The sequence below is a fragment of the Bradyrhizobium sp. 154 genome, assembly GCF_023073875.1.
Taxonomy (GTDB): Bacteria; Pseudomonadota; Alphaproteobacteria; order Rhizobiales; family Xanthobacteraceae; genus Bradyrhizobium.
The window spans coordinates 314,257-337,742 of sequence record NZ_JADPKG010000113.1 but is presented as its reverse complement, the minus strand read 5'-3'; the positions used below and the strand labels follow the sequence as shown (position 1 = coordinate 337,742).

Below are 23,486 nucleotides of genomic sequence, written 5' to 3'. Positions count from 1 at the left end.
GTGCATCGCATTCTTGTTGCTCTTGCTTTTTCGCCCATCACATGGGCTGAGCGAAGCGATGTCAAGCCTCGCGCGTCAGCGAGAGGCGAGCCGCTGCGCTATAAAGGCCGTGACAAATCGCGGCATGGACGGCGTGAGATCGCTCATCCCGCGCACGAGATGAATGGCCGACAGTTCGGGCTCGGCCTCGCGCGCGAGATTGGCTTCGATCCGGGCGCGGGCCACCTCGCCCGGCATGTCCAGGTTGAGGACTTGAATCATCGCAATCACACGACCGGAGACCACGCAGTGCCAGTCCGCCTCCGCCGCGTAGTCGTCGGCGGTCAGCCCCGTCTCCTCTGCGACCTCGCGGACGACGCTGCCGGGAATGTCGAGAGCGCCGTCCCTGATGTCGTCGAGGTCGGGCGTGCCCGAAGGGAAATAGATGCGGCCCGAATTGGCCGTGTGCTGCGCCATCTCGCCCAGGACGAAGGCGCCGTCGGACGTGCGCAGCGCGCCCATGCCAAAACCGTTGAACACGGCCGGATCAGGAAAGCCCCAGTCGCGCCAGGCGAGGAAGCTGGCGAAATCGGTCTCGAAATAGGTCGCGGCGAAATGCCCGTCCGTGAACACGGCGTCGCGCCCGAGCAGCACGCGACCGTTCCAGATCTTCGGCCGCTCGCGCTGCTTCTCGGCAAAATGCGCCGCGATCTCGGCGCGACGCTCCTCGGCGAACGGCCACACGACCGGCCGCACCGCAAGATCAAGCGCCGTGACGCGATGAATGACCGGTGACGTCATGACGCCTGACCACTACGCCTTCGCGTCACTTATTTGGCAGTCCCCGTCGTCTTCTTGGCCTGATCGACGAACTTGTTGGTGAACGTCTTGCTGACGTCGATCTTGGCGCTCGCCACCTCGGGCGAACCGACGCTGAACACCGCAAGCACGGCCTCCGCGCCCTTCGGGTCCATCTTGCCGGTTTCGGAAAACATCGGGATCGTGTTCTTCAGCGCAGCGAGATAGAGATCCTTGTTCTTGCCGACAGTCTCCTCCGGCATCTTCGCCATGATCTCCTCGGGCGAATGCGAATGGATCCAGGCGAGCGTTGCCAGGATCGCATTCGTAAGCGCCTGTGTCTCCTTCTCATGACCGTTGACCCAGGCTGCCGTCGAGTACAACGCGCCGCCCGGATATTCGCCGCCGAACGTCTCGAGCGTGTCCTTCTGGGTGCGGGTGTCGGAAAGAATGCGTAAATCCTTGTGGTTGCCCTGAAGCACGGTGACGGACGGATCGAGCATCACGGCCGCGTCGATCTGGCCCTGCTCCATGGCTGCGACCGCGGTGGCGCCAAGGCCGACGCCGATCACGGCGGTGCCGGCGGGATCGAGGCCGTTCTTCTTGAGCATGTACTTCAGGAAGAAGTCGGTGGAGGAGCCAGGGGCGCTCACGCCGACCTTCTTGCCGGCGAGATCCTTGACCGACTTGATGTCGTTGGTCCGAGAGGGCGCGACCACCAGCACGAGACCGGGATAGCGGTCATAGACCACGAAGGCCTGAAGCTCCTGCTTCTTGGCGGCGAGATTGACGCAATGGTCGAAATAGCCGGAGACGACGTCGGCGCTGCCGCCGAGCACGGCTTTGAGTGCGTCCGACCCGCCCTTGAGGTCGACCAGCTCGACACTGACGCCGGCCTTCTCGTATTCGCCGAGCTGCTTGGCCAGCACGGTGGGCAGGTAGCACAGGCAAGAGCCGCCGCCGACCGCGATGGTCACCTTGCTTTGCGCCGCGGCAAGACCGATGGTGAGCGTCAGCGCGAGCAGCGCGCCGGCGAGCCTGGCAATCGTGTTCTTCATTGGTTTCCTCCGTTCGGCCGGCGGCACCATAGAGCAGCGGGGCTGGCTTGAGAAGCACCGCCTAAGTGGGCTGGCCATCGGCCCTGCGGCGCAATAGCATGCCCAAACAAGAACAATTCTTGATGGGGAGGATCATCCATGAATCGCCTTGCTGCCGGGCTGTCGATCACCGCCGCCTTTGCCGCCGGATGCGGCGCCACCCACCTGCTCCGGCCGGCGCTCGCCGCCGAAAACATCACCGCACAGATCATCCATACCGGCGAGATGGAGGGCGATGCGCTCGGGCCCGCAAACGCTGTCGGCTACCGCTCCAAGATGTTCGCGAGCGCGGACGGTGCCACCGTCTCGACCCAGGTCGGCAACGTGCCCAAGCACATGCATCCCAACACCAACGAGATTCAGTACATCCTGGACGGCACCGGGACGATCTGGCTCGGCGACAAGGAGGTGACGGTGAAGCCCGGCGATCTCGTGATCATCCCGAAGGGCACGCCGCATGGCGGCACCAAGCCGATCAGCGGCCAAGTCAAGGCGATCGCGATCAAGACGCCGCCGCAGGCACCCGACGACACCAAGCTGCTGGATTGAACGTTCGCGATCGGGGCTCGCGCCAACGCGCGGCCCCTTGCGCCCTAGCCGCGACCGTCCGACGCCGTCGGCCGCCAAACCAATAGCCGCCGCTCCACCAGCGTGACGCCAAAGTCGATCAGGATCACGAAGGCCGACAGCACGAACATGCCGGCGAAAACGCCGGCGACGTCGAAGATGCCTTCGGCCTGCTGAATGAGATAGCCGAGCCCGGCCGCCGATCCGAGATACTCGCCGACGACCGCGCCGACCACGGCGAAGCCGACCGACGTATGCAGCGAGGAGAACATCCAGGACAGCGCCGACGGCCAATAGACGTGCTGCATCAATTGGCGCTCGCTCATGCCGAGCATGCGGCCATTGTCCAGTACGGTGCGGCTGACTTCCTTCACGCCCTGATAGACGTTGAAGAAGACGATGAAGAAGACCAGCGTCACACCGAGCGCGACCTTGGACCAGATACCGAGGCCGAGCCACAGCGCGAAGATCGGCGCCAGCACGACGCGCGGCAGCGCGTTGACCATCTTGACGTAAGGGTCGAACACGGCTGCGACCAGTGGCTGGCGCGCAAACCAGAAGCCGACCAGCACGCCCCCGGTCGAGCCGATCACGAAAGCCAGGATCGATTCCGCAAGCGTGATTCCGAGATGTTTCCAGATCACGCCGGACGCGAACCACTTCACGATCTGGCTGAACACGTCGAACGGATTGGAGAAGAAGAACGGCGGCAGCAGGATCTTGCCGAAGACGGGGACGGTCGATAGCACTTGCCACAGCACAATGCAGACGACCGCGACCAGGACTTGCAGCGCAAGCAGCATCGGGCGCGACATCAGACCGCCTCCGCCGCCTGCGTGGATTGCATATAACCCTTCATCACCTCGTCCTTGAGCACGCCCCAGATCTCGCGATGCAGTGAATGAAACTCCTTATCGAGCCGTACCTCAAAAATGTCGCGCGGGCGCGGCAAGCGCACGCGCCAGTCACCGATGATGCGCGAGGACGGCCCCGCCGACATGATCACGACGCGATCGGCGAGTGCGATCGCCTCTTCGAGATCGTGGGTGACGAACAGCACAGCCTTGCGGTCGGCATTCCAGAGATCGAGCAGCAGATTGCCCATGACCTGGCGCGTCTGCGCATCGAGCGGCCCGAACGGCTCGTCCATCAGCAGGATTTTTGGATCGCGGATCAGCACCTGCGCCAGCGCCACGCGCTTGCGCTGGCCGCCCGAGAGCATGTGTGGATAGCGGCCTGCGAACGCACCGAGGCCGACGGAGGTCAGCCATTGCTGCGCCCGCGGCAGCGCTTCGGAGCGCGGCGTGCCCTTGATCTCGAGCCCGATCGCGACATTGTCGAGCGCGGTCTTCCACGGGAACAGTGCATCGGATTGGAACAGGTAGCCGGCATCCCGGTTCAGCCCCGCGAGCGGCTGGTCGAATATCCTGACGCTGCCGGCTGCCGGCTTGAGCAGCCCGGCGGCGACGTTGAGCAGCGTGGATTTCCCGCAGCCGGTCGGGCCGACAATGGCGACGAACTCGCCCTGCGCCACCGTGAGATGGGCTTTCTCCACCGCCGTATAGACCCGTCCGTCCCGGAGGTGGAACGCGACCTTGGCATCTTCCAGCGCCACTGCCGTGGGCGTCGTCATGTGCTTCCTCCAAACCTGGACCGATGCCTTAGCCGCTCGCGCGACCAAGTTCAATCAAGGCGCCAAGCGTGCTACGCATGGAGCTCTTATCCCCTTCACCCTCCCGCTGCAGGGGAAGGTAAGAGCGAGCTTACCCGCGATGCCCTCCAAGCTGGCGATCAGCTATGCACGTGTCACCAAGAGCTTCGGCCCGCTCAAAGCCGTCGACGACGTGTCGCTCGATATCGCCGAGGGCGAGTTTCTGGCCATCGTGGGTGGCTCGGGCTCCGGCAAGACCACCCTGCTGCGGCTCGCCAACCGGTTGATCGAGGCGGACAGCGGCACGATCACGGTGGAGAACGAGGACGTGCAGAATGTCGATCCGGTCGCGCTGCGGCGGCGGATCGGCTACGTGTTCCAGGCCGGTGGGCTGTTTCCGCATTTGAGCGTTGCCGACAATATCGGTGTCACGCCAAAGCTGCTGGGCGTCTCGGCTGCCGATATTGCCGTGCGCGTCGACGAGCTGCTGGAGCTCGTGCAGCTCGACCGCGCCGCGCATCGCGACCGGCTGCCGGAGGCGCTCTCCGGCGGCCAGCGCCAGCGCGTCGGCGTGGCGCGGGCGCTCGCGGCAAAACCTCGGATCGTGCTGATGGACGAGCCGTTCGGCGCGCTCGATCCCCTCACCCGCGATGCGCTCGGCGAGGATTTTCGCGACCTGCACCGCAAGCTCGGCCTGACCTCTGTCATGATTACGCATGACATGACGGAGGCCATTCTGCTCGCCGACCGCATTGCGGTGATGCGCGCTGGAAAGCTGCTCGCACAGGGCACGCCGGCAGAGCTGTCGAAAAGCGGCGACGCCTACGTGCTGGAATTGTTGCGCACGCCGCGGCGCCAGGTCGAGCGATTGAATGCGCGGCTGCCAACGAGCGGTGCGGCATGAGCCTCTTCACCGATCCGCGCTGGGGCGAGGCGCTGTCGCATTTGCCCGACTATCTCGGCAACCATGTGCGGGTGAGTCTCGCCGCGCTTGCGCTGGGCCTGATTGCGAGCCTGCCGTTGGCACTCCTCACACGCAACCACCCGGCGCCCCGGGGCATCCTGCTTGCGCTTGCCAGCATCGTGCAGACAGTCCCTGGACTTGCGCTTCTTGCGCTGTTCTATCCGCTCCTGCTGCTGCTGGCCTCCGTTACGCTCGCCTGGTTCGGCTTTTCCTTTTCCGCTTTCGGCTTCCTGCCGGCCGTGCTGGCGCTCGCGCTCTATTCGATGCTGCCGGTGCTGCGCAACGGCATCACCGGCCTCAACGGCATCGATCCCGCGTTGATCGAAGCCGCCAAAGGTGTCGGCATGACCGCGCGACAATCGCTGGTGATGGTCGAGCTGCCGCTGGCGCTGCCGGTGATGATGGCGGGGATCCGCACCGCCGCGGTATGGGTGATCGGCACCGCGACGCTATCGACACCGATCGGCCAGACCAGCCTCGGTAACTACATCTTCGCAGGGCTTCAGACCCAGAACTGGGTGTTCGTGCTGTTCGGCTGCCTGGCCTCGGCCCTGCTCGCGCTTGCCGTCGACCAACTGCTCGGCCTGCTCGAGACCGGCCTGCGCCAGCGCAGCCGCATGCGCACCGGGCTCGGCGCGATCGGGATCGCGGCACTGGTCGCCGCAACGCTGGTGCCGACGATGGGGCGTTCGTCCCAGAGCTACGTCATCGGCGCCAAGACTTTCACCGAGCAATATGTGTTGTCGGCCCTGCTCAGGGACCGCCTCCAGGCGGCTGACCTGTCGGCGACGGCGCGATCCGGCCTCGGCTCCAGCGTGATCTTCGAGGCACTGAAGGCCGGCGACATTGATCTCTATGTCGATTATTCCGGTACACTCTGGGCCAATCAGTTGCATCGCACCGACATTAAGCCGCGCGCGGAATTGCTCGCAGAGCTGAAGACAGCCCTCGCGAAAGAGAACATCACCTTGCTCGGCGAGCTCGGCTTCGAGAATGCGTATGCGCTGGTGATGCCGCGCAAGCGCGCCGAGGCGCTTGGCATCCGCAGCATCGCCGATCTCGCCGCGCACGCATCGACCATGTCGATCGCCGGCGACTACGAGTTCTTCTCGCGCCCCGAATGGGCCGCGCTGCAAAAGGCCTATGGGCTTTCGTTCCGCACCCAACGCCAGATGCAGCCGGACTTCATGTACGCGGCGGTCGCGAGCGGCGAGGTCGACGTGATCGCCGGCTACACCAGCGACGGCCTGATCGCGAAATACGATCTCGTCGCGCTCGATGATCCCAGGCACGCCATCCCGCCTTACGATGCGATCCTGCTGCTCGCGCCCATGCGAGCCGGTGACGAGCGGTTGCAGGCTGCGCTGAGGCCGCTGCTCGGCAGGATCGACATCGCGACGATGCGCGAAGCCAATCTGCGCGCGAGCGGCAACGATGCGAATTCATCGCCCGACGCAGTGGCGAAGTGGCTGTGGGAGAAGGTGAGCAATAGGTAGGCTGGCGCGACTGGTTCAGCGTCGTCATGGCTTTCGCCCATGGGCCTTCGCCAGGACGACGTTGGAGGGGCATGTGTGCTCCACCGGCGCTCTCCTCGCAAAGAGCTGAAAGACACTACAGCCCCCGGATCATCCCCGCGTTGATCAGCAGCCGGTTCAGCCGCCGCGCCTCGGCGCCATCCCTGCAGCCATAGAAGATGCCCTTGCAGCGGAGCATGATCTCCTTCTGCTCGGCGAAGGACGGATCGAGCGGGATGCCGGCGGCTTCCTGGATCACTAGCGGCAGATAGGGACCGTCGATCGTGTCCATCACGGCATCGCTCTTCACCGGCTCGAAATTGACGGCGTCGATCGCATAATAGGTTGCGTAGAGACGCGGATCGTAAGCGTCGAGCTTCTTGCCGAGGGCGCCCTCGTCGAGGCCGGGCTCAAGCAGGTTCGGCGCGAATTCCGGCTGGTGATCGCCGTAGCGCACGATCAGGAAAGGCTCGCCGGGAAAGTTCTTCTTCAGACCGGCGACGAAAGCTTTGTACTGCTCGGCGCTCATCACCTGGCGGCGCAGATATTCGTCGATGGACGGCAAGTTGCCCGGCGCGCGCCAGTTCGGCAGCAGATCAGGACGGAAGCGCGTCTCCCAGGGGAAATGATTGGCGCCGAGATAGATGAAGGTGAACAGCGGCTTGTTCGGCGGTTGTTGCCCCATCAGCTGAAGCGCCTTGTCGTAGAAGAAGGAGTCCGGCTCGACGTCCTTGGCGCCCAGATCCTCCGAATCGAGGAAACGTTCGATGCCGGTCGTCATCTGGAAGCTGCGCGCGCCCATGAAGCCGCCATGGGCGGGGTAAAGCGACAGGGTGTCGTAGCCGCAACGGCGCAGTGCCAATGGCAGGCCGCGTTCGACGCGGTTCGAGGCGATGCGCGTCACGAAATAGGCGAAGCGGCCGAACGAACGCGACGAGAGCCCCGCAAGCACGTTGTATTCGGTGAACCAGCTCGGCCCGCCATTGCTCTCGGCCAGGAACGTGCGCTGCTTGCCGTCCCAAGACGTGAAATGGTCGCCGTAACGCGGCGGCACCTTGATGCCCTGCGCGGCGCGGATGTCGAAGCTCGATTCATCATGGATCATGATGATATTAGGGCGGCGGCCCGCAGGATGGCAGGCGTCCACCAGCGGCACGTTGAGCCGCTCGTTGGTTGAGGCTGCGGATTCCATGAAACCGTACTGCACGAAGTCGGCGACCGCGGTGACGCCGGAGCGGAAGAATTTCGAGAGATAGCCGTCGTCGTAATAGCCGCGCCAGGCCTGGTCAGGATGATAAAGCGAATAGCCGACCAATGCGGCAACGCAGGCGAGCTTGCAGGCGAGCGCCGGCAGCCGGCGGATCCGGAACGGATCAAGCCACCACAGCGCATACATCAGCGGCAACGTGACGAGGCCGGCCAGGATCACCGACCAGCGCAGATTCGGGAAGATCGTGAACAGGAACGCAACGCTGTCGCGGTCGATCATCATCAGATCGATGAAGTTGACTGTCATCTGCACGACTTCGTGCTTGAGGCGCGACAGCAGCACCAGCACGACGACCATGGTCAGGGACAGCGCGCCCGACAGCGCCGGGCGCCGCAGCAGCGTGATCCAGAAGAAGTTGAGGATGCCCCAGGCCAGGGCGAAGGAGAGGCGCGAGCCGAAATCGGTCTCGGTCTCGTACATCAGCGCCAGCGCTGCGAAATGTGGCGCCGTGACCGCGAGCAGCCGCCAGATGCCGAGCGCGGCGACGCTCGCAAGCACGGCGGTGGTGGCAGAAGGACCTGGATTGGGCGCGGACGCCATCGACGACACGCAACTTTTGGTCCGGCGCGGTGATGCCAAGCCGCTTGGCCGGCATCGAGACAGCTGGCGGCGCCCGGCGCAGCCGGAAGCCTGCGCCGTGTCATAAAACTGTAACGGAACGGTCAACGTCAGGCAACGCGTCCGGCGATCCGACATCGCTTATTGTTGGCGAAAGACGGGTTGGGCCGCAGCCGGCAGGCAGCTGCTCAACGTCAGGGTTGGGCGATCCCCGCGATGAACAGGTCGATCACCCCCTCCGCCATCCGCTCGATCTGGCCGTCCTCGATGCCCCAGCGCGGAAAGTGGCCATCGAGATTCATCCGGGCAAAACCGTAGACCAACGCGCGACTGGCGATCTGGATGCGCTTCAGATCCGCCGACCTCAGCAGGCCCTGCTCGGCCGCATCAGTCAGCATCCGTTCCGACAGCGCGATCAGCTCGGTATTGTCGCGGGTCAGGTCCGCCGAGCTGCCATGGGCGAAGTAGCGCCCGGTGGAGATGATCTCGAAATGAGCCGGATTGCGCATGGCCCAGCGCAAGTAAGCGAGTCCAAAGGCGCGAAAACGCTCCAGTGGACCCTTGGGCGGCTCCTCGCCCAGCGCCGCCTCGATCTCAGCGCGGAAACGCCGCTGCGCCTCCTCGGCCACCGCCGCCATCAAGGCATCGCGGTTCGGAAAGTGCCGGAACGGCGCGCCCGGCGACACCGCGGCCCGGCGCGCCGCCTCGCGGACGGAGACCTCCGCACCTTCGGCCGCCAATTGCAGCGCAGCGTCAATCAGCACACGGCGAAGGTCGCCGTGGTGATACGGCCGGGCTTCGGGTGTTCGGCGGGCACGCGGTTTGGACGTCTGACGGGCGGGCATAGCGTCTTCTAGCATCACCCGAACGTGAATGTAAGCAGCGATTACACTATTGACGATTTTGTTGCTCTATATGTAATCATTGATTACATCCTTGAGGAGATCGCCATGTCACAACGTCAAAGCTGGCTCGAAGGCTGGCGGCAGCTTGCCGTCCTAACGCTCAGTCTGATCGCCCTGAGCCTGTGGATCGCCTCGATGCGGCTGTTCGAGGTTGAGGGCGTTCGTATGGTGATCCGCTTCACGGCGCGAAGTTCGCTGCTGCTGTTCTGCCTCGCCTTCAGTGCCGCGGCGCTGGCGCGGCTCTCGCCCAATGCCTGGACGCGCTGGCAGCACCGTAACCGCCGCTATCTCGGCTTGAGCTTCGCGGCCTCCCACGCCATCCACGCGGCGGCGATCGTCGCGTTCGCCAGGATGGATCCGGCCGGCTTTGCCCAGGCGACCTCCGCCGCCTCCTACATCTTTGGCGGCATCGGCTATGGCTTCATCATCGCGATGAGTGCGACCTCGTTCGACCGCACCGCCGCGCTGCTCGGATTGCGCACCTGGCGCATACTGCACGTTGCGGGCGGCTACTATCTCTGGTTCCAGTTCATGGTGTCGTTCGGCAAGCGCGTGCCGGCCATGCCGCTCTACGCCGCATTCCTCGTTCCGCTGCTGATCGTGCTGACGTTGCGCATGATAGCGATGGCCCGCCACCCGCGCAGGCAAACCGTCGCCGCGGGCTGAAAACGCCCAAACTCACTGCGGCAGCAATCCGAGCCGCTTGGCGATGATGCGGTCGAGCGTCCGTTTCGGTAGCACGGCCGCAATCAGGTGGCGGAGCGGGTCCGGCGTGATCTGGTAGCGCACCTTCGGGCTTGGCGCCGTCAGCGCCTCGAACACGATCTCGGCGATCCGCTCGGCGGGCAGGCCCTTGGCGCCGATGTCCATCATGAACGCCATCACCTTGTTCAGCGCCGGCAGATAGGGCGAGTTCTGGTAGACGGAAAGGTCGATCTCTTCGGCCTTGCTCCAGATCGGCGTCTTCACCGCGCCGGGGGCGACGATGATGACGTCGATGCCGAACAGCATCAGCTCGCGGCGCAGGCTCTCCGACAGGCCCTCGATGGCGTGCTTGGAGGTGCTGTAAGGCGCCGACAGCGGATTGCCGCTCTTGCCAGCGACCGAGCTGATCATCACGATCCGGCCCTTCGGCCCCTTCAGCAAGGGGTCTGCGCCGAGCAGCGGCCCGAACGCCTGCGTCGCGATGACAGGGCCAATGACGTTGACGTCCATCTGGCGGCGGAAATCATCGGCCGACAATTCGAGCACGGGACCGGCAACCGCGATGCCGGCATTGTTGACGAGACCGGCCAGCGTCTCGCCGCCCAACGCTCCGCGAACTTTTCGCCCGGCGGCGAGGACTGCTGCCTCGTCGGTGACGTCGAACAGCAGCGGGGCAAAGTTCGCACCGAACTCGCCTTGCAGCCGGTCGGCGTCGGCCTGCTTGCGGACACTGCCGAACACGCGATAGCCGCGCCCGATCAGGAATTTCGCAACGGCCCAGCCGATGCCCGTAGACGCCCCGGTAACGACGACAGATCGCATGGTCTTTCCACCTCGGGTTGCCGTGATCATGCAGGAGGAAGGTGCCTGTGTGCAAATGGCGCCCAGCGCGCAAGTCCGCGCAGCAGGTGTCGGTTGTTAAGATGAAGCGGCGCGCGAACGTTGCGACATGAGGTCGAAGGCACCTTGAAAAGGCGGATGAAGAGCCGAATCTTTCACTCTGACGACGCAGCCCTTTTCACGATCAGGGAGTTCTAGAAATTTTTGAAAAGGGACGCGAGATCAAGAATGTGGTTTAAGCGTCAGTTCTTGGCGTTCAAGCAGCGCATCAACTCGCGAAGAATTTGAATGAAGCAACTATGCTTCGCGCGAGAAGGAAGAGAAAGATCGCGTTTGCGATCTCGCTCGAACATAGTCGCGAAGGCTTAAAGATTTGTTTGGCGAGCGAAGCTTTCGCTCGCGTGTCCCGGACAAGGCGCAGCGCATAAGCAATGCGTCGCGGAGCCGGGATCCAGAGGCCGCTTGGCCCCGGATCAGCAGGGCATCACCAAGGTGCTGCGCTGCGTCCGGGGCACAACGGCTTAGTTCTTGCTCTTGTCGACCAGCGCACCCTTCTTGATCCAGGGCATCATGTCGCGCAGTTTCGCGCCGACCTCTTCGATCGGGTGTGCGGCGAGCTTGGCGCGGGTCGCCTTGAAGGAGGTCTGGTTGACCTTGTTCTCGAGCATCCAGTCGCGCGCGAACTTGCCGCCCTGGATGTCGGCGAGAACCTTCCGCATCTCCTTCTTGGTCTCGTCGGTAATGATGCGCGGACCGGTGACATACTCCCCGTACTCGGCGGTGTTGGAGATCGAGTAGTTCATGTTGGCGATGCCGCCTTCATAGATCAGGTCGACGATCAGCTTCACTTCGTGCAGGCACTCGAAATAGGCCATCTCCGGGGCGTAGCCGGCTTCGACCAGGGTCTCGTAGCCGCCCTTGATCAACTCGACCAGGCCGCCGCAGAGCACCACCTGCTCGCCGAACAGGTCGGTCTCGCACTCTTCCTTGAAGGTGGTCTCGATGATGCCGGCGCGGCCGCCGCCGATCGCGGAGGCATAGGACAGGCCGAGGTCATGGGCGTTGCCCGAGACGTCCTTGGCGATCGCAATCAGGCAGGGCACGCCGCCGCCGCGCTGGTACTCCGAGCGCACGGTGTGGCCGGGGCCCTTCGGCGCGATCATCAGCACGTCGAGGTCGGCGCGCGGATCGAGCAAATTGAAGTGGACGTTGAGGCCGTGCGCGAACACGAGGGCGGCGCCCTTCTTCATGTTGTCGTGCAGGTGCTCGCGATAGATGTCGCCCTGAAGCTCGTCCGGGGTCAGCATCATGACGAGGTCGGCCCATTTGGCGGCTTCGGCGACTTCCATCACCTTGAAGCCGGCGTTCTCCGCCTTCTTGGCCGAGGCCGACCCTTTGCGCAGCGCAATCGCTACCTCCTTGACGCCGGAGTCCTTCAGGTTCAGCGCATGGGCGTGGCCCTGGCTGCCATAGCCGACGATGGCGACCTTCTTGCCCTTGATCAGGTTCAGGTCGGCGTCGCGATCGTAATAAACACGCATAGTTCGTTTCCTCGTTCGGGGCCGGAAATCGGCCGATGGTCAGATATTTCGAAGGTGAATTGACGGATTTCGGGGGCTGTCTAGAGCATTTTAGGGCCGCTGGGAAACCCGTTTCTGCATGGAAATCTGCGGCATCATGCATCCATGAAGACGGGGTAGAGGGAAGCGAGCAGCAGGACGGCCATCAGCACATTGAAGGCACGGACCAGCCGCTCTGAGGTCAGGACCGGCCGCAATGCGGAGCCGAACAGAGCCCAGACCACGGTCGAGACCGTGCCTACGAGCAGGCTGATCAGGGTCTGGATTGCGATGTTGAGCGGGAATTGGGCGATCGCCGCGTAGGCGGTAATGGTGCCGATCACGATCACCCAGCCTTTGGCGTTGATCCATTGGAACATCGCCGCGCCCCAGAAGGTCATCGGGCCGCGGGCGGCGCCGTCGCCCGGCTTGGTCGGCCCGGACATGGCGATCGCGGCGGCGAGATAGATCAGGTAGGCGGCACCGGCATATTTCAAGATGGTCTGAAGGACCGGATAGGCCAGGAACACGGAGCCGAGCCCGAGGCCGACCGCGGCGACCATGAAGGCGAAGCCGATGACGATCCCGACGATGTGGGGGATGGTGCGCCGGAAGCCGTAGGTCAGGCCCGAGGACAGCAGCATGATGTTGTTCGGCCCAGGCGTGAAGTACATCACGACCATGAAGGTGAGGAAGGCATAGAACAGCGACTGGGACATGTTCGCCTCACGCGACTTTCGGCAGCGGCTCTTTGGGCGATGCCTTGGGCCGCTGCGCCAGCACCATCACCGCGATACCGCCGATCACGGTCAGCATGCCGGCGAGGCGCAGGGGTCCGAACCGCTCGCCGAACACGATGCTGGAGGCGGCCGATCCCACGAACGGCACCAGCAGCGCGAACGGCACCACCTGCGCCGCCGGATAATCGCGCAGCAATCGTCCCCACAGCCAGTAGGCGATGCTGGTGGAGACGGCGCCGATCACCAGCAGGCAGATCAGGCCTGTCAGAGACATGTGGATCAGCGACTGCCAGGTCGGCGTTGGCCCGTTGACGACCAGCGCGAGCGCGAACAGCGGCACCGCGGCAGTAAGGCACAGCCAGGCGAACAGGTCGAACATCGGCGCACCACGGGCGCCCCGCAGCAGCAGATTGCCGACCGCAAAGCAGACCGGCGCGATCATCAGCACCCCGAAGGCGCCGACGCTGAAATCGTAGCCGACGGTCCCGCAGATCATCAAAAGGCCGGCTGCTGCGATGACGATGCCGAGCGTCTGCATCGGCGTCGGGCGTTCGCCGAATGCGACAGCGGCGAAGCCGATCGTGAACAGCGCCTGGCTCTGCACGACCACGCTGGCCAGGCCGACCGGCACGCCGTGGGCGATGCCATAGGCCTGGCTCAGGAACTGGCCGAGGAACAGCGTGACGCTGATCGCGATCAGGAGCGGCCAGGCGACCTTCGGCTTGGGAATGAAAAGGCACGGTACTGCAGCAATGGTGAAGCGCATTGCCGTCATCAGCTCCGGCGAGAACTCGTCGAGCGCGATCCGGCTCGCCACGAAGGCAAGCCCCCAGATGATCGCCACCAGGACGGCGATGAGGATGTCGGCCGGCTTCATTGTTGTTCCCGGTCCTGCCCTGTCGTGCAGTCCCTGTTATTGTTCTGATCTAGCCTTGCTCGCCGGCTTTCGGTTTCCGCAGCAGATAGGTGCCGTGCATCGGGGCGTGATAGTCGGCCGAGACCAGCCTGAAGCCGACGTCGGTCAGCATCCGTTCCATCACCCAGCCGAAGGTGGAATATTCGTCGCGCATGTGCGCGACGACACCTTCACGCGAAAAGTCGTGGTTCTTGATCTGGAAGTCGGCCCATTGCTCGACGTCGCGCTCAATGGCGTCCGGCATTGAAGTGTAGACGATGTCGCGCAGGTAGAAGCTCGCGCCCGGCTTCAGCGCGCGATAGATCCGCGACATCGCCACCGCCTTCCAGAAGTCCGGCAGATGGTGCAGCGTGAACTCGCTGACGATCAAATCGTAGGATTCCGGATGGTAGGAGAAGCTCAGCAGGCCGGCCGATTGGGTGCGGACCGGCGCCTTGCGGTCACGTGCATAGATCTCGGCGAGCGCCAGCATCGCGGGCGAGATGTCGATAGCATCGACCTCGGCGCCCATTAGCGCCGCTTCGGTGGCCAGCACGCCGTTACCGCAGCCGATATCGGCGATGCGCCAGCCGCGCTGGACCCCGAGCATTTTCAGCGCGGCGCGCGCCCGCAGGTCGGCATCGTCATGGCTGTCATAGATCGACGCCACTGCGGGCTCGATCCCCATCCGGTTCCGCTCATTATAGTACCAGTCGCGCGCCAGCATGGTTCACATCCCTTCAGGCCCGCGACCAATCGCGGCAACGCCGGTGCGCGACACCTCGACGAGGCCGAGCGGGCGCATCAGGTCGATATACTGATTGATCTTGTCCGTATTGCCTGTGATCTCGAACACGAAGCTCTCGGTGGTGGCGTCGATCACGCGGGCGCGGAACGCATCCGCAAGCCTCAGCGCCTCGACCCGGTGCTCGCCCTGCCCGCGCACCTTCACCATCGCGAGCTCCCGCTCGATCGAGCGCTTGGTCTGCGTCATGTCGACGACGCGATAGACCGGAATCATGCGATCGAGCTGGTGCTTGATCTGCTCGATCACCATTGGCGTGCCCGTCGTGACGATGGTGATGCGCGAGAGGTGCTTCTGGCTCTCGGTCTCCGAGACCGTGAGGCTCTCGATGTTGTAGCCGCGGCCCGAGAACAGACCGATGACGCGCGCAAGCACGCCGGGCTCGTTCTGCACGAGCACGGCGAGCGTGTGCGTCTCGTTGGGATCGTGACGGTCCTCGATGAAGTAGGCGGATGCCGGCTGGTTCATTGTCGTCCCCTCAAATCCTTTTCGTCATGTCCGCGAAGGCGGGCCGCCAGTAATTGCCACGGCCTGAGATCCCTACACAGGGAGCGGCGTACTGGATCGGCCGGTCGAGCCGGGCGATGGCAGCGGAGCTTGTGACCATTGCGCTCACACCAGCGCCTTGCCGCCGGCGAATGCCTTTGCGGTGGCCGCGTCGTTGGCCTGCTCCGGCAACAGCATTTCGTTGTGCGCCTTGCCGGAGGGGATCATCGGGAAGCAGTTTTCGAGCGCAGCGACGCGGCAGTCGAACAGCACCGGGCGCTTGACCGCGATCATCTCGTTGATGGCGCCCTCGAGATCGCCAGGCTTGTGCACCTGGAGGCCAATGCCGCCATAGGCTTCGGCGAGCTTGACGAAATCCGGCAGCGCCTCCGAGTAGGAATGCGACAGGCGGTTGCCATGCAGCAGCTGCTGCCACTGCCGCACCATGCCCATGTACTGGTTGTTCAGGATGAAGATCTTGATCGGCAGCTCGTACTGCACGGCCGTCGACATCTCCTGCATCGTCATCTGCACCGAGGCATCGCCCGCGATGTCGATGACGAGGCTGTCCGGGTGGGCAACCTGCACGCCGATCGCGGCCGGCAGGCCGTAGCCCATGGTGCCGAGGCCGCCCGACGTCATCCAGCGATGCGGCTCCTCGAAGCCGTAGAACTGGGCGGCCCACATCTGGTGCTGGCCGACCTCGGTCGTGATGTAGGTATCCTTGCCGCGCGTCGCTTCGAACAGGCTCTGGATCGCATGCTGCGGCAGGATGACGTCGTTGCTCTTCTTGTAATACAGCGAATTACGGGCACGCCACTGCGCGATCTGCTGCCACCACGATTTGATGTCGGGCTTCTTCGCCTCTGCCTTGAACACCTGGAGGATGTCGCCGAGGATGTTGCCGCAATCGCCGATGATCGGCACGTCAACCCGGATGTTCTTGTTGATCGAGGATGGGTCGATGTCGATATGGATCTTCTTCGAGCCCGGCGAGAACGCATCGACGCGACCGGTGATGCGGTCGTCGAAGCGCGCGCCGACGCACAGCATGACGTCGCAATCATGCATGGTCATGTTAGCTTCATAAGTGCCGTGCATGCCGAGCATGCCGAGCCAGTTCTTGCCCGAAGCTGGATAGGCGCCGAGGCCCATCAGCGTGGAGGTGATCGGGAAACCAGTGACCTCGACCAGCTCGCGCAAGAGCTTGGTCGCCTCGGGACCGGAATTGATGACGCCACCGCCGCTGTAGATCACCGGACGCTTGGCGTTGGCGAGCAGCGCCACCGCCTTGCGGATCTGCGTGGCATCGCCCTTCACGCGCGGCGCATAGGAGCGGTGCACGTCGGACTTGCGCGGCGGATGATAGGTACCGGTCGCGAACTGCACGTCCTTGGGAACGTCGACCAGCACCGGACCCGGACGGCCGGAGGTCGCGACGTAGAAAGCCTCGTGCAGCACCTTGGCGAGATCGTTGACGTCGCGCACCAGCCAGTTGTGCTTGGTGCAGGGGCGCGTGATGCCGACGGTGTCGCATTCCTGGAAGGCGTCGTTGCCAATCAGATGCGTCGGCACCTGGCCGGAGATGCACACCAGCGGGATCGAATCCATCAGCGCGTCGGTCAGCGGCGTCACCATGTTCGTGGCGCCGGGACCGGAGGTCACCAGCGCGACGCCCGGCTTGCCGGTCGAGCGCGCATAGCCCTCGGCGGCATGGCCGGCGCCCTGCTCGTGGCGGACCAGGATGTGCTGGACCTCGCTCTGCTGGAAGATCTCGTCATAGATGGGAAGCACCGCGCCGCCGGGATAGCCAAAAATGTCGGTCACGCCATGATCGATGAGCGCGCGGACGATCATCGCGGCGCCGGTCATCTGGTTCGGATCGTGGCTCTTCTCGCTCATTGGCTTGCTCCGGATGCGCTGTTGTCAGCGGCTTCGTTCGTGTCGGGTTCGGGAAATAAAAAAGGCCCCGAAGAGGGCCCACGCACACCGCCTGTCTTGTGGATGGCAGCTAGCCACCCCCGGCGGTGTGCCTGGGTACGACGGCGATAAGGAGTTTGGTAATAATGTTACGCATGGCAGGCGCTCGGCTTCCCAAAGGTTGCGCGAAACATAGCGGCCAAAGCCCGGATGTCAAGGCAATGTGGCCGTTCCCGCGCGATTTTGGCAGTGTAGCGGTGTTCCCCGGGTTCGGCGAGCGGTAAATTCGGGAACCGGGTACAAAAGCTCGTCAGTTCGCATCCCGTGTCGCGTCCACGATCGCGGCGAGCCATCCCCTCGCCTCCTCCGGCTTCACCCATTCGAACTCAGGCAATTGATGCCGGAACCAGGTGAACTGGCGCTTGGCGTAGTGGCGGGTGTCGGCGCGGCCGATTGTGGCAGCTTCTTCCAGGCTGAGCTCGCCGCGCAGATGCCGGATCAGCGCCGGCACGCCGTGGGCCTTCGTGGCCGGCAACAGCGGATCGAGGTGTCTGGCGGCAAGCCGCTCGACCTCCCTGAGCGCGCCGGCGCTCAACATGGCATCGAAGCGCGCATCGATGCGGGCATAGAGTTCGTCGCGCGCGGGGGCGAGAAACACCGCGCGAAAATTGTCCTTCGGCAGCAACGGCGGCTGGCCTTCGCCGTGCCAGTCGAGCAGCGAACGGCCGGTCGCTTCGACTACTTCCAGCGCGCGCGCGATCCGGGTGCGGTCGCGCAGATTCAATCGTTCGGCCGCACGCGGATCGCGGTGCGCGAGTTCCGCGTGTAGCGCTTCGACGCCGTTCTGCTGCAGCCGCGCGCGCACATCCTCGCGCACCTCGGCAGGAATTGGCGGCACTACGGAGAGGCCCGCCGTCAGTGCCTTGAAATAGAGCCCGGTGCCGCCGACGAAGATCGGCAGGCGGCGTTCGGCCATCGCCGCTTCGAGCGCCTTCGCCGCGTCGCTCACCCAGGCACCGGCCGAGAAATTCACGGCCGCATCGACATGGCCATAGAGACGATGCGGCACGAGCGCCTCATCAGCCCCTGTCGGCCGTGCCGTGATGATGCGCAGATCGCGGTAAACCTGCATGGAATCGGCGTTGATGATGATGCCGCCGGTGGCGAGCGCAAGCTCGAGCGCCAGCGCCGACTTGCCGCTGGCGGTCGGGCCTGCGATAAGCACGGCCTTGCCAACACGCCTTCCGCTGACTTGCCCCTCGCTCACGAAAACCTCAAATGTCCCTCGTCGCCACGCTGATCTGCAATCCCGACAATCCTGCGCTCGACTCTACCATCGTCGACGGCGCCCGCGCTGTGCTGCCACAAGCAGCTCCCGCGCACTGGTTGTTCGAAGGGGTTGCGGTCGACATTCCCTTCGGCGCCGAAAGTAACCTCGAAGGCGACCGCCACGCCATCGAACAGCGGCTCCGCGAGCTTCGCGGCGACCTGCCCATCGACATCGTCGTGCAGCCAGTCGGCTTCCGGCGCAAGAAGCTTTTTCTCGCCGACATGGATTCCACCATGATCGGCCAGGAATGCATCGACGAACTCGCCGACTTGGTCGGGGTGAAGGCGCATGTGGCCGCCATCACCGAACGCGCGATGCGCGGCGAGATCGAGTTCGAGCCGGCGCTGCGCGAGCGCGTTGCGCTGCTCAAGGATCTGCCCGCCAGCGCGGTCGACGAAGTACTGGCCAAACGCATCACGCTGACCCCCGGCGGCCGTGAGCTGGTCGCGACCATGCGCGCGCACGGCGCCTACACCTGCCTCGTCTCGGGCGGCTTCACGCTGTTCACGAACGCGGTCGCCGCCAAGATCGGCTTCCAGGAAAACCGCGCCAACGAACTCGTCGTGCGCGACGGCAAGTTCACCGGCGAGGTGAAGGAACCGATCCTGGGCCGCGCCGCGAAACTCGCGACACTGTTGGATCTGATGGAATCGTTTGATCTCGACGACCTCGAGTCGATCGTGGTCGGTGACGGCGCCAATGACCTTGGGATGATCCAGGCGGCGGGGCTCGGTGTGGCGTATCACGCCAAGCCGGCGGTGGCCGCGGCCGCGGCAGCGCGGATTGATCACGGCGATCTCACCGCGCTGCTGTATGCGCAAGGGTATCGGCGCGAGGAGTTCGTGGAGGGGTAACGTTCTCTGCGTCATTCCGGGTGATGCGAAGCATCGAACCCGGAATGACAATGAATGGTAGGACGACCAGCCCTTCCTATTGCACGCTCAACGCCACGAAGCGCAGCTCGCCGTCGGCATTGGAGACGAGCAGCAGCACCGACTTCTTGCCGTCCTTCTTGAGCTGATCGACCCGCTTCTGGATGTCGGCGCCGCTCGACACCGCCTCCTGCGCCACCTCGACGATGACGTCACCGGCGGAGAGCCGCTTCTCGGCGGCGTCGGAATTGGCCTCGACATTGGTGACGACCACGCCCTTGACGGTGTCCTTGATCTTGTAGCGCGTGCGTAGATCCTTGCTCAGCGTTGCCAGATCGAGACCGAGCGCCTTCTGCGTCACCGGCTTCTCGGGTGCGGGCTCGTCGGTTTTCACCGCGGCCTGCACCTTCTCGGGATCCTGGAGCCGGCCGAGCGTGACCTTCTTGGCCTGTTCCTGGCCTTTGCGGATGATGATCACGTCGACCTCCTTGCCAACCGCCGTGTCGGCGACGACGCGGGACAGGTCCTTCGGATCCTTGACGTCCTTGCCATCGAATTTGACGACGACGTCACCAGGCTCGATGCCGGCGGGCTTCGCCGGACCCTTGTCGTCCACGCCGGCGACCAGCGCGCCGCGCGCCGGCTTGATGTTGAGGCTCTCGGCGATCTCGTCGGTGACGCTCTGGATGCGCACCCCTAACCAGCCGCGGCGCAGCTCGCCGAACTGCCGGAGCTGGTCGACGACGCCAACGACCGTCTTCGACGGCACGGCGAAGCCGATGCCAATGGAGCCGCCGGAGGGCGAGATGATCAGCGTGTTGACGCCGATGACGTCGCCGTCGAGGTTGAACAGCGGGCCGCCGGAATTGCCGCGGTTGATGGAGGCGTCGGTCTGGATATAGCTGTCATATGGCCCTGAGGAGATGTCGCGGTTCTTGGCCGAGACGATACCGGCCGTGACCGTGCCACCGAGACTGAAGGGGTTGCCGATCGCGACCACCCAGTCGCCGAGCCGGAGCTTGTCGGAGTCGCCGAACTTCACCGCGACCAGCGGCTTCGGAGGCTTGATCTTGAGCACGGCGAGGTCGGTCTTCTTGTCGACGCCGACCAGCTCGGCCTTGATCTTGGTGCCGTCGTTGAGGATGACATGGATCTCGTCGGCATCGGCAATGACATGGTTGTTGGTAACGACCACGCCTGCTGTGTCGATGATGAAGCCGGAGCCGAGCGAGTTGGTCTTGCGCGGCGGGTTGTTGTCGCCGCCCTTGCTGCCACCGCCGGGACCCCTGCGGTTCTTGAAGAAGTCGTCGAAGAACTCCTCGAACGGCGAACCTGGCGGCAGTTGCGGCATGGTATTGCTGCCGCCGCCCTTGGCCTCGACGGTCTGCGACGTAGAGATGTTGACGACCGCGTCGATCACCTTCTCGGCGACGTCGGCGATGCCGTCCGCTCCACGCGCATGGGCCGGCGTGCCGAACGCGCCGAAAGCACCGATGGCGAGCGCGGCCAGCCCAGTTCGCACCCAATGGCGCAAGCGGGACGGGGCAATGGTGGCAGCGGTCATTGTGATCTCCAGAGAATAGGGTTCGGCGCCAGCCTGCGCTCGAACGGGGGGACGGCGCAAGCGCAGAGCTTAACGGGTCTCAACACCCCGATAATACGGCGAAAAACCGGTCGATTGCCTTCACTTTGGCGTTGGCATGATGCTTAAACCGGGCGCCGCATCACCCAGATCAGGATCAGGCCGGCCACGGCCGAACCGATTCCGACAGCCCGCAGGATGTTGTCCGGCGTGGCGATAGCACTCTTCATGGCCTTGCGCATCCAGTTGGGACTGGCCGCGAACATCAAGCCTTCCAGCACGAACAGGATGCCTAGGCCGATGAGGAAGTCGGCAAACGCAATGGACCTCATCGGAATGGAACCTCCCGTTATGCTGTTCTTGTCTGGGCAAGGGCGGCCAAGCCGGCCGCCCTGTCTAGCTTACGGCTTCGCCGGCGTCTCGGTTGCCATCTTGCCGGACGGGTTACTGAAGTACCGGAAGAAATCCGAGTCTGGCCGCAGCAGGAAACGGGTATCGTTCGAACGCAGCCCGTTCTCATAGGCCGTCATCGACCGGTAGAAGGCGAAGAAATCGGCGTCCTTGCTGTAGGCTTCCGCAAACAGGCGGTTGCGCTCGGCATCGCCTGCACCGCGGGTCTGCTCAGCCTGCGAATTGGCCTCCGCGACGATGATGGTCGCCTCGCGATCGGCCTTGGACTTGATCTCCTGGGCCTTCTGGCCACCCTGTGCACGGAACTCAGCGGCCTCCCGCTCGCGCTCGGTCTTCATGCGCTGGTAGACCGCTTGGCTGTTCTGCTCCGGCAGGTCGGCACGGCGGATCCGGACGTCGACGACCTGAATGCCGTAGCCATCGGCCTCGCGGTCGAGCTGGTCGCGGATGCGCTGCATCAGCTTCTCGCGATCGTCGCGAACCACGTTGATGAAGGTGACCTCGCCGAGCACGCGGCGCAGCGCCGCGTTGAGGAGCGTGGTCAGCTGAATGTTGGCGGCCTGGATCGAGCCGACGCTCTGATAGAAGCGCAACGCATCCTTGATGCGGTAACGCGCGAAAGCGTCGACCACCAGCCGCTTCTGGTCGGAGGCGATCGCTTCCTGCGACGGGTTCTCCAGGTCGAGGATCCGCTTGTCGATGTTGATCACCGAATTCCACGGCGCCTTGAAATGCAGGCCGGGTGCGGTGACGACGTCGACGGGCTTGCCGAACTGGAGCACGATGGTCTGCTCGGTCTGCTGCACCGTGAACAGCGACATGTAGCCGACGATCACGACCAGCAGGAGTCCGAGCAGCGAGACGAAACCTGTAACCGGAGACCTCATCGGTTGCCTCCGCTCGACTGCGGACCGGTCGTAGGCTGCCGCTTGGGCGTCAACTCGGGAAGCGGCAGATAGGGCACGACACCCTGACCCGCAGGGCCGCCGTCATAGACCAGCTTCTCGGCGCCGCCGAGCACGCGCTCCATCGTCTCCAGATAAATCCGTTCACGCGTCACGTCGGGCGCCTTCTTGTATTCGTCGTACACTTTCAGGAAGCGCGCGCTCTGGCCCTTGGCCTCGGCGACCGCCTGCTCCTTGTAGCCTTCGGCGGCCTGCAGGATCTGCGCTGCACGTCCGCGCGCCTGCGGCACCACTTGGTTGGCGTAGGTCTGCGCTTCGTTTTGCAGCTGCTCCAGATTGGCGCGCGCCGCTTGCACGTCACGGAAGGCGTCGATCACCTGCGCCGGCGGATCGACCTTCTGCATCTGCACCTGGGTGATGAGAATGCCTGCGCCATAGCTGTCGAGAGTCTTCTGGATCAGTTCCTGCACCCCCTGCTCGATCGTATTGCGGGCACCGGTCAGGATCGGCTGGATCTGCGAACGGCCAATGACCTCACGCATCGCGCTCTCGGCGACCGCTTTCACGGTGCCTTCGGGGTTCTGGATGTTGAACAGAAAATCGCCCACGCCGCCGGCGTCGGGCTTGATGCGCCAGAGCACGGTGAAGTCGACGTCGACGATGTTCTCGTCACCGGTCAGCATCAGGCTCTCTTCCGGCACGTCGCGAATGGAGCGGCCGCGCCGCGCCGGATCCTCGATCACCGTCATGCCGATGGAAGTCGTGGAGACGCGCAGCGCCTTCGGCAGCAGCACGGTCTCGATCGGATAGGGCAGGTGGTAATTCAGGCCCGGATCGACGGTGCGGACATGCTTGCCGAAGCGCAGCACGACGCCGCGCTCTTCGGACTGCACGCGGAAGAAGCCCGACAGCAGCCAGAACGCGACGATGAGCAGGATGATCAGCGTGATGCCGACGCCGGAAAAATAGCCGCCCGGCATGATCTGCTGGAGGCGGTCCTGGCCGCGCCGCAGGAGGTCTTCCAGATCCGGCGGCCTCGGCCCGACCGGTTGCGGGCCGGAGCCCCATGGTCCCTTTGGACCCGAGCCCCATGGGCCACCGCCCTGATTCTTCCACGGCATTCGACGCTCTCC

General features: G+C 64.3%; 23 protein-coding genes. 5 read left to right on the top strand and 18 right to left on the bottom strand.

Going from position 1 to position 23,486, the window contains the following annotated elements; genetic code table 11:
* Positions 1–75: 75 nt before the first annotated feature.
* Together IVA92_RS29850 and IVA92_RS29845 are read right to left on the bottom strand one after the other, a co-directional pair.
* Positions 76–780 carry an NUDIX hydrolase gene (locus tag IVA92_RS29850; RefSeq protein ID WP_247278552.1) on the bottom strand — a complete coding sequence of 235 codons (705 nt, stop codon included), beginning with the start codon at positions 778–780 and terminating at the stop codon, positions 76–78.
* A gap of 29 nt (positions 781–809) precedes the next feature.
* The gene (locus tag IVA92_RS29845) at positions 810–1,835 is read right to left on the bottom strand and encodes an ABC transporter substrate-binding protein (protein WP_247278551.1); all 1,026 of its coding nucleotides are present in this window, start codon (positions 1,833–1,835) and stop codon (positions 810–812) included.
* 138 nt (positions 1,836–1,973) lie between these two features.
* Between IVA92_RS29845 and IVA92_RS29840 the strand changes: the two genes are divergently transcribed.
* Positions 1,974–2,423, top strand: a complete 450-nt coding sequence (locus IVA92_RS29840; protein WP_247278550.1) for a cupin domain-containing protein — start codon at positions 1,974–1,976, stop codon at positions 2,421–2,423.
* 44 nt (positions 2,424–2,467) lie between these two features.
* Here IVA92_RS29840 and IVA92_RS29835 read toward each other — a convergent pair whose 3' ends face one another.
* Together IVA92_RS29835 and IVA92_RS29830 are read right to left on the bottom strand one after the other, a co-directional pair.
* Complete coding sequence (locus IVA92_RS29835) at positions 2,468–3,256, bottom strand: ABC transporter permease (protein WP_247278549.1); 789 nt, start codon at positions 3,254–3,256, stop codon at positions 2,468–2,470.
* Positions 3,256–4,074 carry an ABC transporter ATP-binding protein gene (locus IVA92_RS29830; protein WP_247278548.1) on the bottom strand — a complete coding sequence of 273 codons (819 nt, stop codon included), beginning with the start codon at positions 4,072–4,074 and terminating at the stop codon, positions 3,256–3,258. The genes IVA92_RS29835 and IVA92_RS29830 overlap by 1 nt, the downstream gene beginning before the upstream one ends.
* Before the next feature lie 139 nt (positions 4,075–4,213).
* On the opposite strand from IVA92_RS29830, the gene IVA92_RS29825 reads away from it, so the two are divergent.
* Positions 4,214–4,996, top strand: coding sequence for an ABC transporter ATP-binding protein (locus IVA92_RS29825; protein WP_247278547.1), 783 nt, complete (start codon positions 4,214–4,216; stop codon positions 4,994–4,996).
* Positions 4,993–6,552 (top strand): glycine betaine ABC transporter substrate-binding protein, encoded by a 1,560-nt coding sequence (locus tag IVA92_RS29820; protein ID WP_247278546.1) that lies wholly within the window; start codon positions 4,993–4,995, stop codon positions 6,550–6,552. Before IVA92_RS29825 ends, IVA92_RS29820 begins: the two co-directional genes overlap by 4 nt.
* A 115-nt stretch (positions 6,553–6,667) precedes the next feature.
* On the opposite strand, the gene IVA92_RS29815 is transcribed toward IVA92_RS29820, so the two are convergent.
* On the bottom strand, positions 6,668–8,380 hold the full coding sequence (locus IVA92_RS29815; RefSeq protein WP_247278545.1) for a sulfatase-like hydrolase/transferase: 1,713 nt from the start codon (positions 8,378–8,380) through the stop codon (positions 6,668–6,670).
* Between the two features lie 212 nt (positions 8,381–8,592).
* Positions 8,593–9,162, bottom strand: a complete 570-nt coding sequence (locus IVA92_RS29810; RefSeq protein ID WP_247534517.1) for a TetR/AcrR family transcriptional regulator — start codon at positions 9,160–9,162, stop codon at positions 8,593–8,595.
* A gap of 186 nt (positions 9,163–9,348) precedes the next feature.
* Here IVA92_RS29810 and IVA92_RS29805 point away from each other — a divergent pair, with 186 nt between their 5' ends.
* Complete coding sequence (locus IVA92_RS29805; RefSeq protein WP_247278543.1) at positions 9,349–9,969, top strand: hypothetical protein; 621 nt, start codon at positions 9,349–9,351, stop codon at positions 9,967–9,969.
* 12 nt (positions 9,970–9,981) lie between these two features.
* Here IVA92_RS29805 and IVA92_RS29800 read toward each other — a convergent pair whose 3' ends face one another.
* The 8 genes from IVA92_RS29800 to miaA all read right to left on the bottom strand — a co-directional run bounded on the left by IVA92_RS29800 (position 9,982) and on the right by miaA (position 18,520).
* Positions 9,982–10,830, bottom strand: coding sequence for an SDR family oxidoreductase (locus IVA92_RS29800; protein ID WP_247278542.1), 849 nt, complete (start codon positions 10,828–10,830; stop codon positions 9,982–9,984).
* A 539-nt stretch (positions 10,831–11,369) separates the two neighbouring features.
* Positions 11,370–12,389 (bottom strand): ketol-acid reductoisomerase, encoded by a 1,020-nt coding sequence (gene ilvC, locus IVA92_RS29795; protein WP_035700280.1) that lies wholly within the window; start codon positions 12,387–12,389, stop codon positions 11,370–11,372.
* Between the two features lie 134 nt (positions 12,390–12,523).
* Positions 12,524–13,126 (bottom strand): LysE family translocator, encoded by a 603-nt coding sequence (locus IVA92_RS29790; RefSeq protein ID WP_247278541.1) that lies wholly within the window; start codon positions 13,124–13,126, stop codon positions 12,524–12,526.
* Positions 13,127–13,133: 7 nt separating this feature from the next.
* On the bottom strand, positions 13,134–14,024 hold the full coding sequence (locus IVA92_RS29785; protein WP_247278540.1) for an EamA family transporter: 891 nt from the start codon (positions 14,022–14,024) through the stop codon (positions 13,134–13,136).
* Between the two features lie 49 nt (positions 14,025–14,073).
* A complete protein-coding gene (locus tag IVA92_RS29780) occupies positions 14,074–14,769 on the bottom strand; it encodes a class I SAM-dependent methyltransferase (protein ID WP_247278539.1) in 696 nt (231 codons plus the stop codon).
* 3 nt (positions 14,770–14,772) lie between these two features.
* Positions 14,773–15,315: an acetolactate synthase small subunit gene (gene ilvN / locus IVA92_RS29775; protein WP_247278538.1), complete on the bottom strand. Its 543-nt coding sequence runs from the start codon at positions 15,313–15,315 to the stop codon at positions 14,773–14,775.
* Between the two features lie 144 nt (positions 15,316–15,459).
* Complete coding sequence (locus IVA92_RS29770; protein ID WP_247278537.1) at positions 15,460–17,235, bottom strand: acetolactate synthase 3 large subunit; 1,776 nt, start codon at positions 17,233–17,235, stop codon at positions 15,460–15,462.
* Between the two features lie 328 nt (positions 17,236–17,563).
* Entirely contained in the window at positions 17,564–18,520 is a 957-nt protein-coding gene (gene miaA, locus IVA92_RS29765; RefSeq protein WP_247278536.1) for a tRNA (adenosine(37)-N6)-dimethylallyltransferase MiaA, read from the bottom strand.
* A gap of 11 nt (positions 18,521–18,531) precedes the next feature.
* Between miaA and serB the strand changes: the two genes are divergently transcribed.
* Positions 18,532–19,437 (top strand): phosphoserine phosphatase SerB, encoded by a 906-nt coding sequence (gene serB, locus IVA92_RS29760; RefSeq protein ID WP_247278535.1) that lies wholly within the window; start codon positions 18,532–18,534, stop codon positions 19,435–19,437.
* Between the two features lie 76 nt (positions 19,438–19,513).
* Here serB and IVA92_RS29755 read toward each other — a convergent pair whose 3' ends face one another.
* The 4 genes from IVA92_RS29755 to hflK form a co-directional block, all read right to left on the bottom strand.
* The gene (locus IVA92_RS29755) at positions 19,514–21,019 is read right to left on the bottom strand and encodes a Do family serine endopeptidase (protein WP_247278534.1); all 1,506 of its coding nucleotides are present in this window, start codon (positions 21,017–21,019) and stop codon (positions 19,514–19,516) included.
* Positions 21,020–21,162: 143 nt separating this feature from the next.
* Entirely contained in the window at positions 21,163–21,369 is a 207-nt protein-coding gene (locus IVA92_RS29750; protein ID WP_027560516.1) for a DUF2065 domain-containing protein, read from the bottom strand.
* 69 nt (positions 21,370–21,438) lie between these two features.
* Positions 21,439–22,335, bottom strand: coding sequence for a protease modulator HflC (locus IVA92_RS29745; protein WP_247278533.1), 897 nt, complete (start codon positions 22,333–22,335; stop codon positions 21,439–21,441).
* On the bottom strand, positions 22,332–23,474 hold the full coding sequence (gene hflK, locus IVA92_RS29740) for an FtsH protease activity modulator HflK (RefSeq protein ID WP_247278532.1): 1,143 nt from the start codon (positions 23,472–23,474) through the stop codon (positions 22,332–22,334). Before hflK ends, IVA92_RS29745 begins: the two co-directional genes overlap by 4 nt.
* Positions 23,475–23,486: the final 12 nt, after the last annotated feature.

Bases quoted from the DNA above. Each gene is read 5' to 3' on its own strand.
- IVA92_RS29745 (WP_247278533.1), bottom strand. From the start codon at position 22,335: ATGAGGTCTCCGGTTACAGGTTTCGTCTCGCTGCTCGGACTCCTGCTG.
- IVA92_RS29800 (WP_247278542.1), bottom strand. From the start codon at position 10,830: ATGCGATCTGTCGTCGTTACCGGGGCGTCTACGGGCATCGGCTGGGCC.
- serB (WP_247278535.1), top strand. From the start codon at position 18,532: ATGTCCCTCGTCGCCACGCTGATCTGCAATCCCGACAATCCTGCGCTC.
- IVA92_RS29845 (WP_247278551.1), bottom strand. From the start codon at position 1,835: ATGAAGAACACGATTGCCAGGCTCGCCGGCGCGCTGCTCGCGCTGACG.
- ilvN (WP_247278538.1), bottom strand. From the start codon at position 15,315: ATGAACCAGCCGGCATCCGCCTACTTCATCGAGGACCGTCACGATCCC.
- IVA92_RS29835 (WP_247278549.1), bottom strand. From the start codon at position 3,256: ATGTCGCGCCCGATGCTGCTTGCGCTGCAAGTCCTGGTCGCGGTCGTC.
- IVA92_RS29815 (WP_247278545.1), bottom strand. From the start codon at position 8,380: ATGGCGTCCGCGCCCAATCCAGGTCCTTCTGCCACCACCGCCGTGCTT.
- IVA92_RS29780 (WP_247278539.1), bottom strand. From the start codon at position 14,769: ATGCTGGCGCGCGACTGGTACTATAATGAGCGGAACCGGATGGGGATC.
- IVA92_RS29825 (WP_247278547.1), top strand. From the start codon at position 4,214: ATGCCCTCCAAGCTGGCGATCAGCTATGCACGTGTCACCAAGAGCTTC.
- IVA92_RS29850 (WP_247278552.1), bottom strand. From the start codon at position 780: ATGACGTCACCGGTCATTCATCGCGTCACGGCGCTTGATCTTGCGGTG.
- IVA92_RS29805 (WP_247278543.1), top strand. From the start codon at position 9,349: ATGTCACAACGTCAAAGCTGGCTCGAAGGCTGGCGGCAGCTTGCCGTC.
- IVA92_RS29770 (WP_247278537.1), bottom strand. From the start codon at position 17,235: ATGAGCGAGAAGAGCCACGATCCGAACCAGATGACCGGCGCCGCGATG.
- IVA92_RS29840 (WP_247278550.1), top strand. From the start codon at position 1,974: ATGAATCGCCTTGCTGCCGGGCTGTCGATCACCGCCGCCTTTGCCGCC.
- ilvC (WP_035700280.1), bottom strand. From the start codon at position 12,389: ATGCGTGTTTATTACGATCGCGACGCCGACCTGAACCTGATCAAGGGC.
- IVA92_RS29830 (WP_247278548.1), bottom strand. From the start codon at position 4,074: ATGACGACGCCCACGGCAGTGGCGCTGGAAGATGCCAAGGTCGCGTTC.
- IVA92_RS29785 (WP_247278540.1), bottom strand. From the start codon at position 14,024: ATGAAGCCGGCCGACATCCTCATCGCCGTCCTGGTGGCGATCATCTGG.
- IVA92_RS29755 (WP_247278534.1), bottom strand. From the start codon at position 21,019: ATGACCGCTGCCACCATTGCCCCGTCCCGCTTGCGCCATTGGGTGCGA.
- hflK (WP_247278532.1), bottom strand. From the start codon at position 23,474: ATGCCGTGGAAGAATCAGGGCGGTGGCCCATGGGGCTCGGGTCCAAAG.
- IVA92_RS29750 (WP_027560516.1), bottom strand. From the start codon at position 21,369: ATGAGGTCCATTGCGTTTGCCGACTTCCTCATCGGCCTAGGCATCCTG.
- IVA92_RS29790 (WP_247278541.1), bottom strand. From the start codon at position 13,126: ATGTCCCAGTCGCTGTTCTATGCCTTCCTCACCTTCATGGTCGTGATG.
- IVA92_RS29820 (WP_247278546.1), top strand. From the start codon at position 4,993: ATGAGCCTCTTCACCGATCCGCGCTGGGGCGAGGCGCTGTCGCATTTG.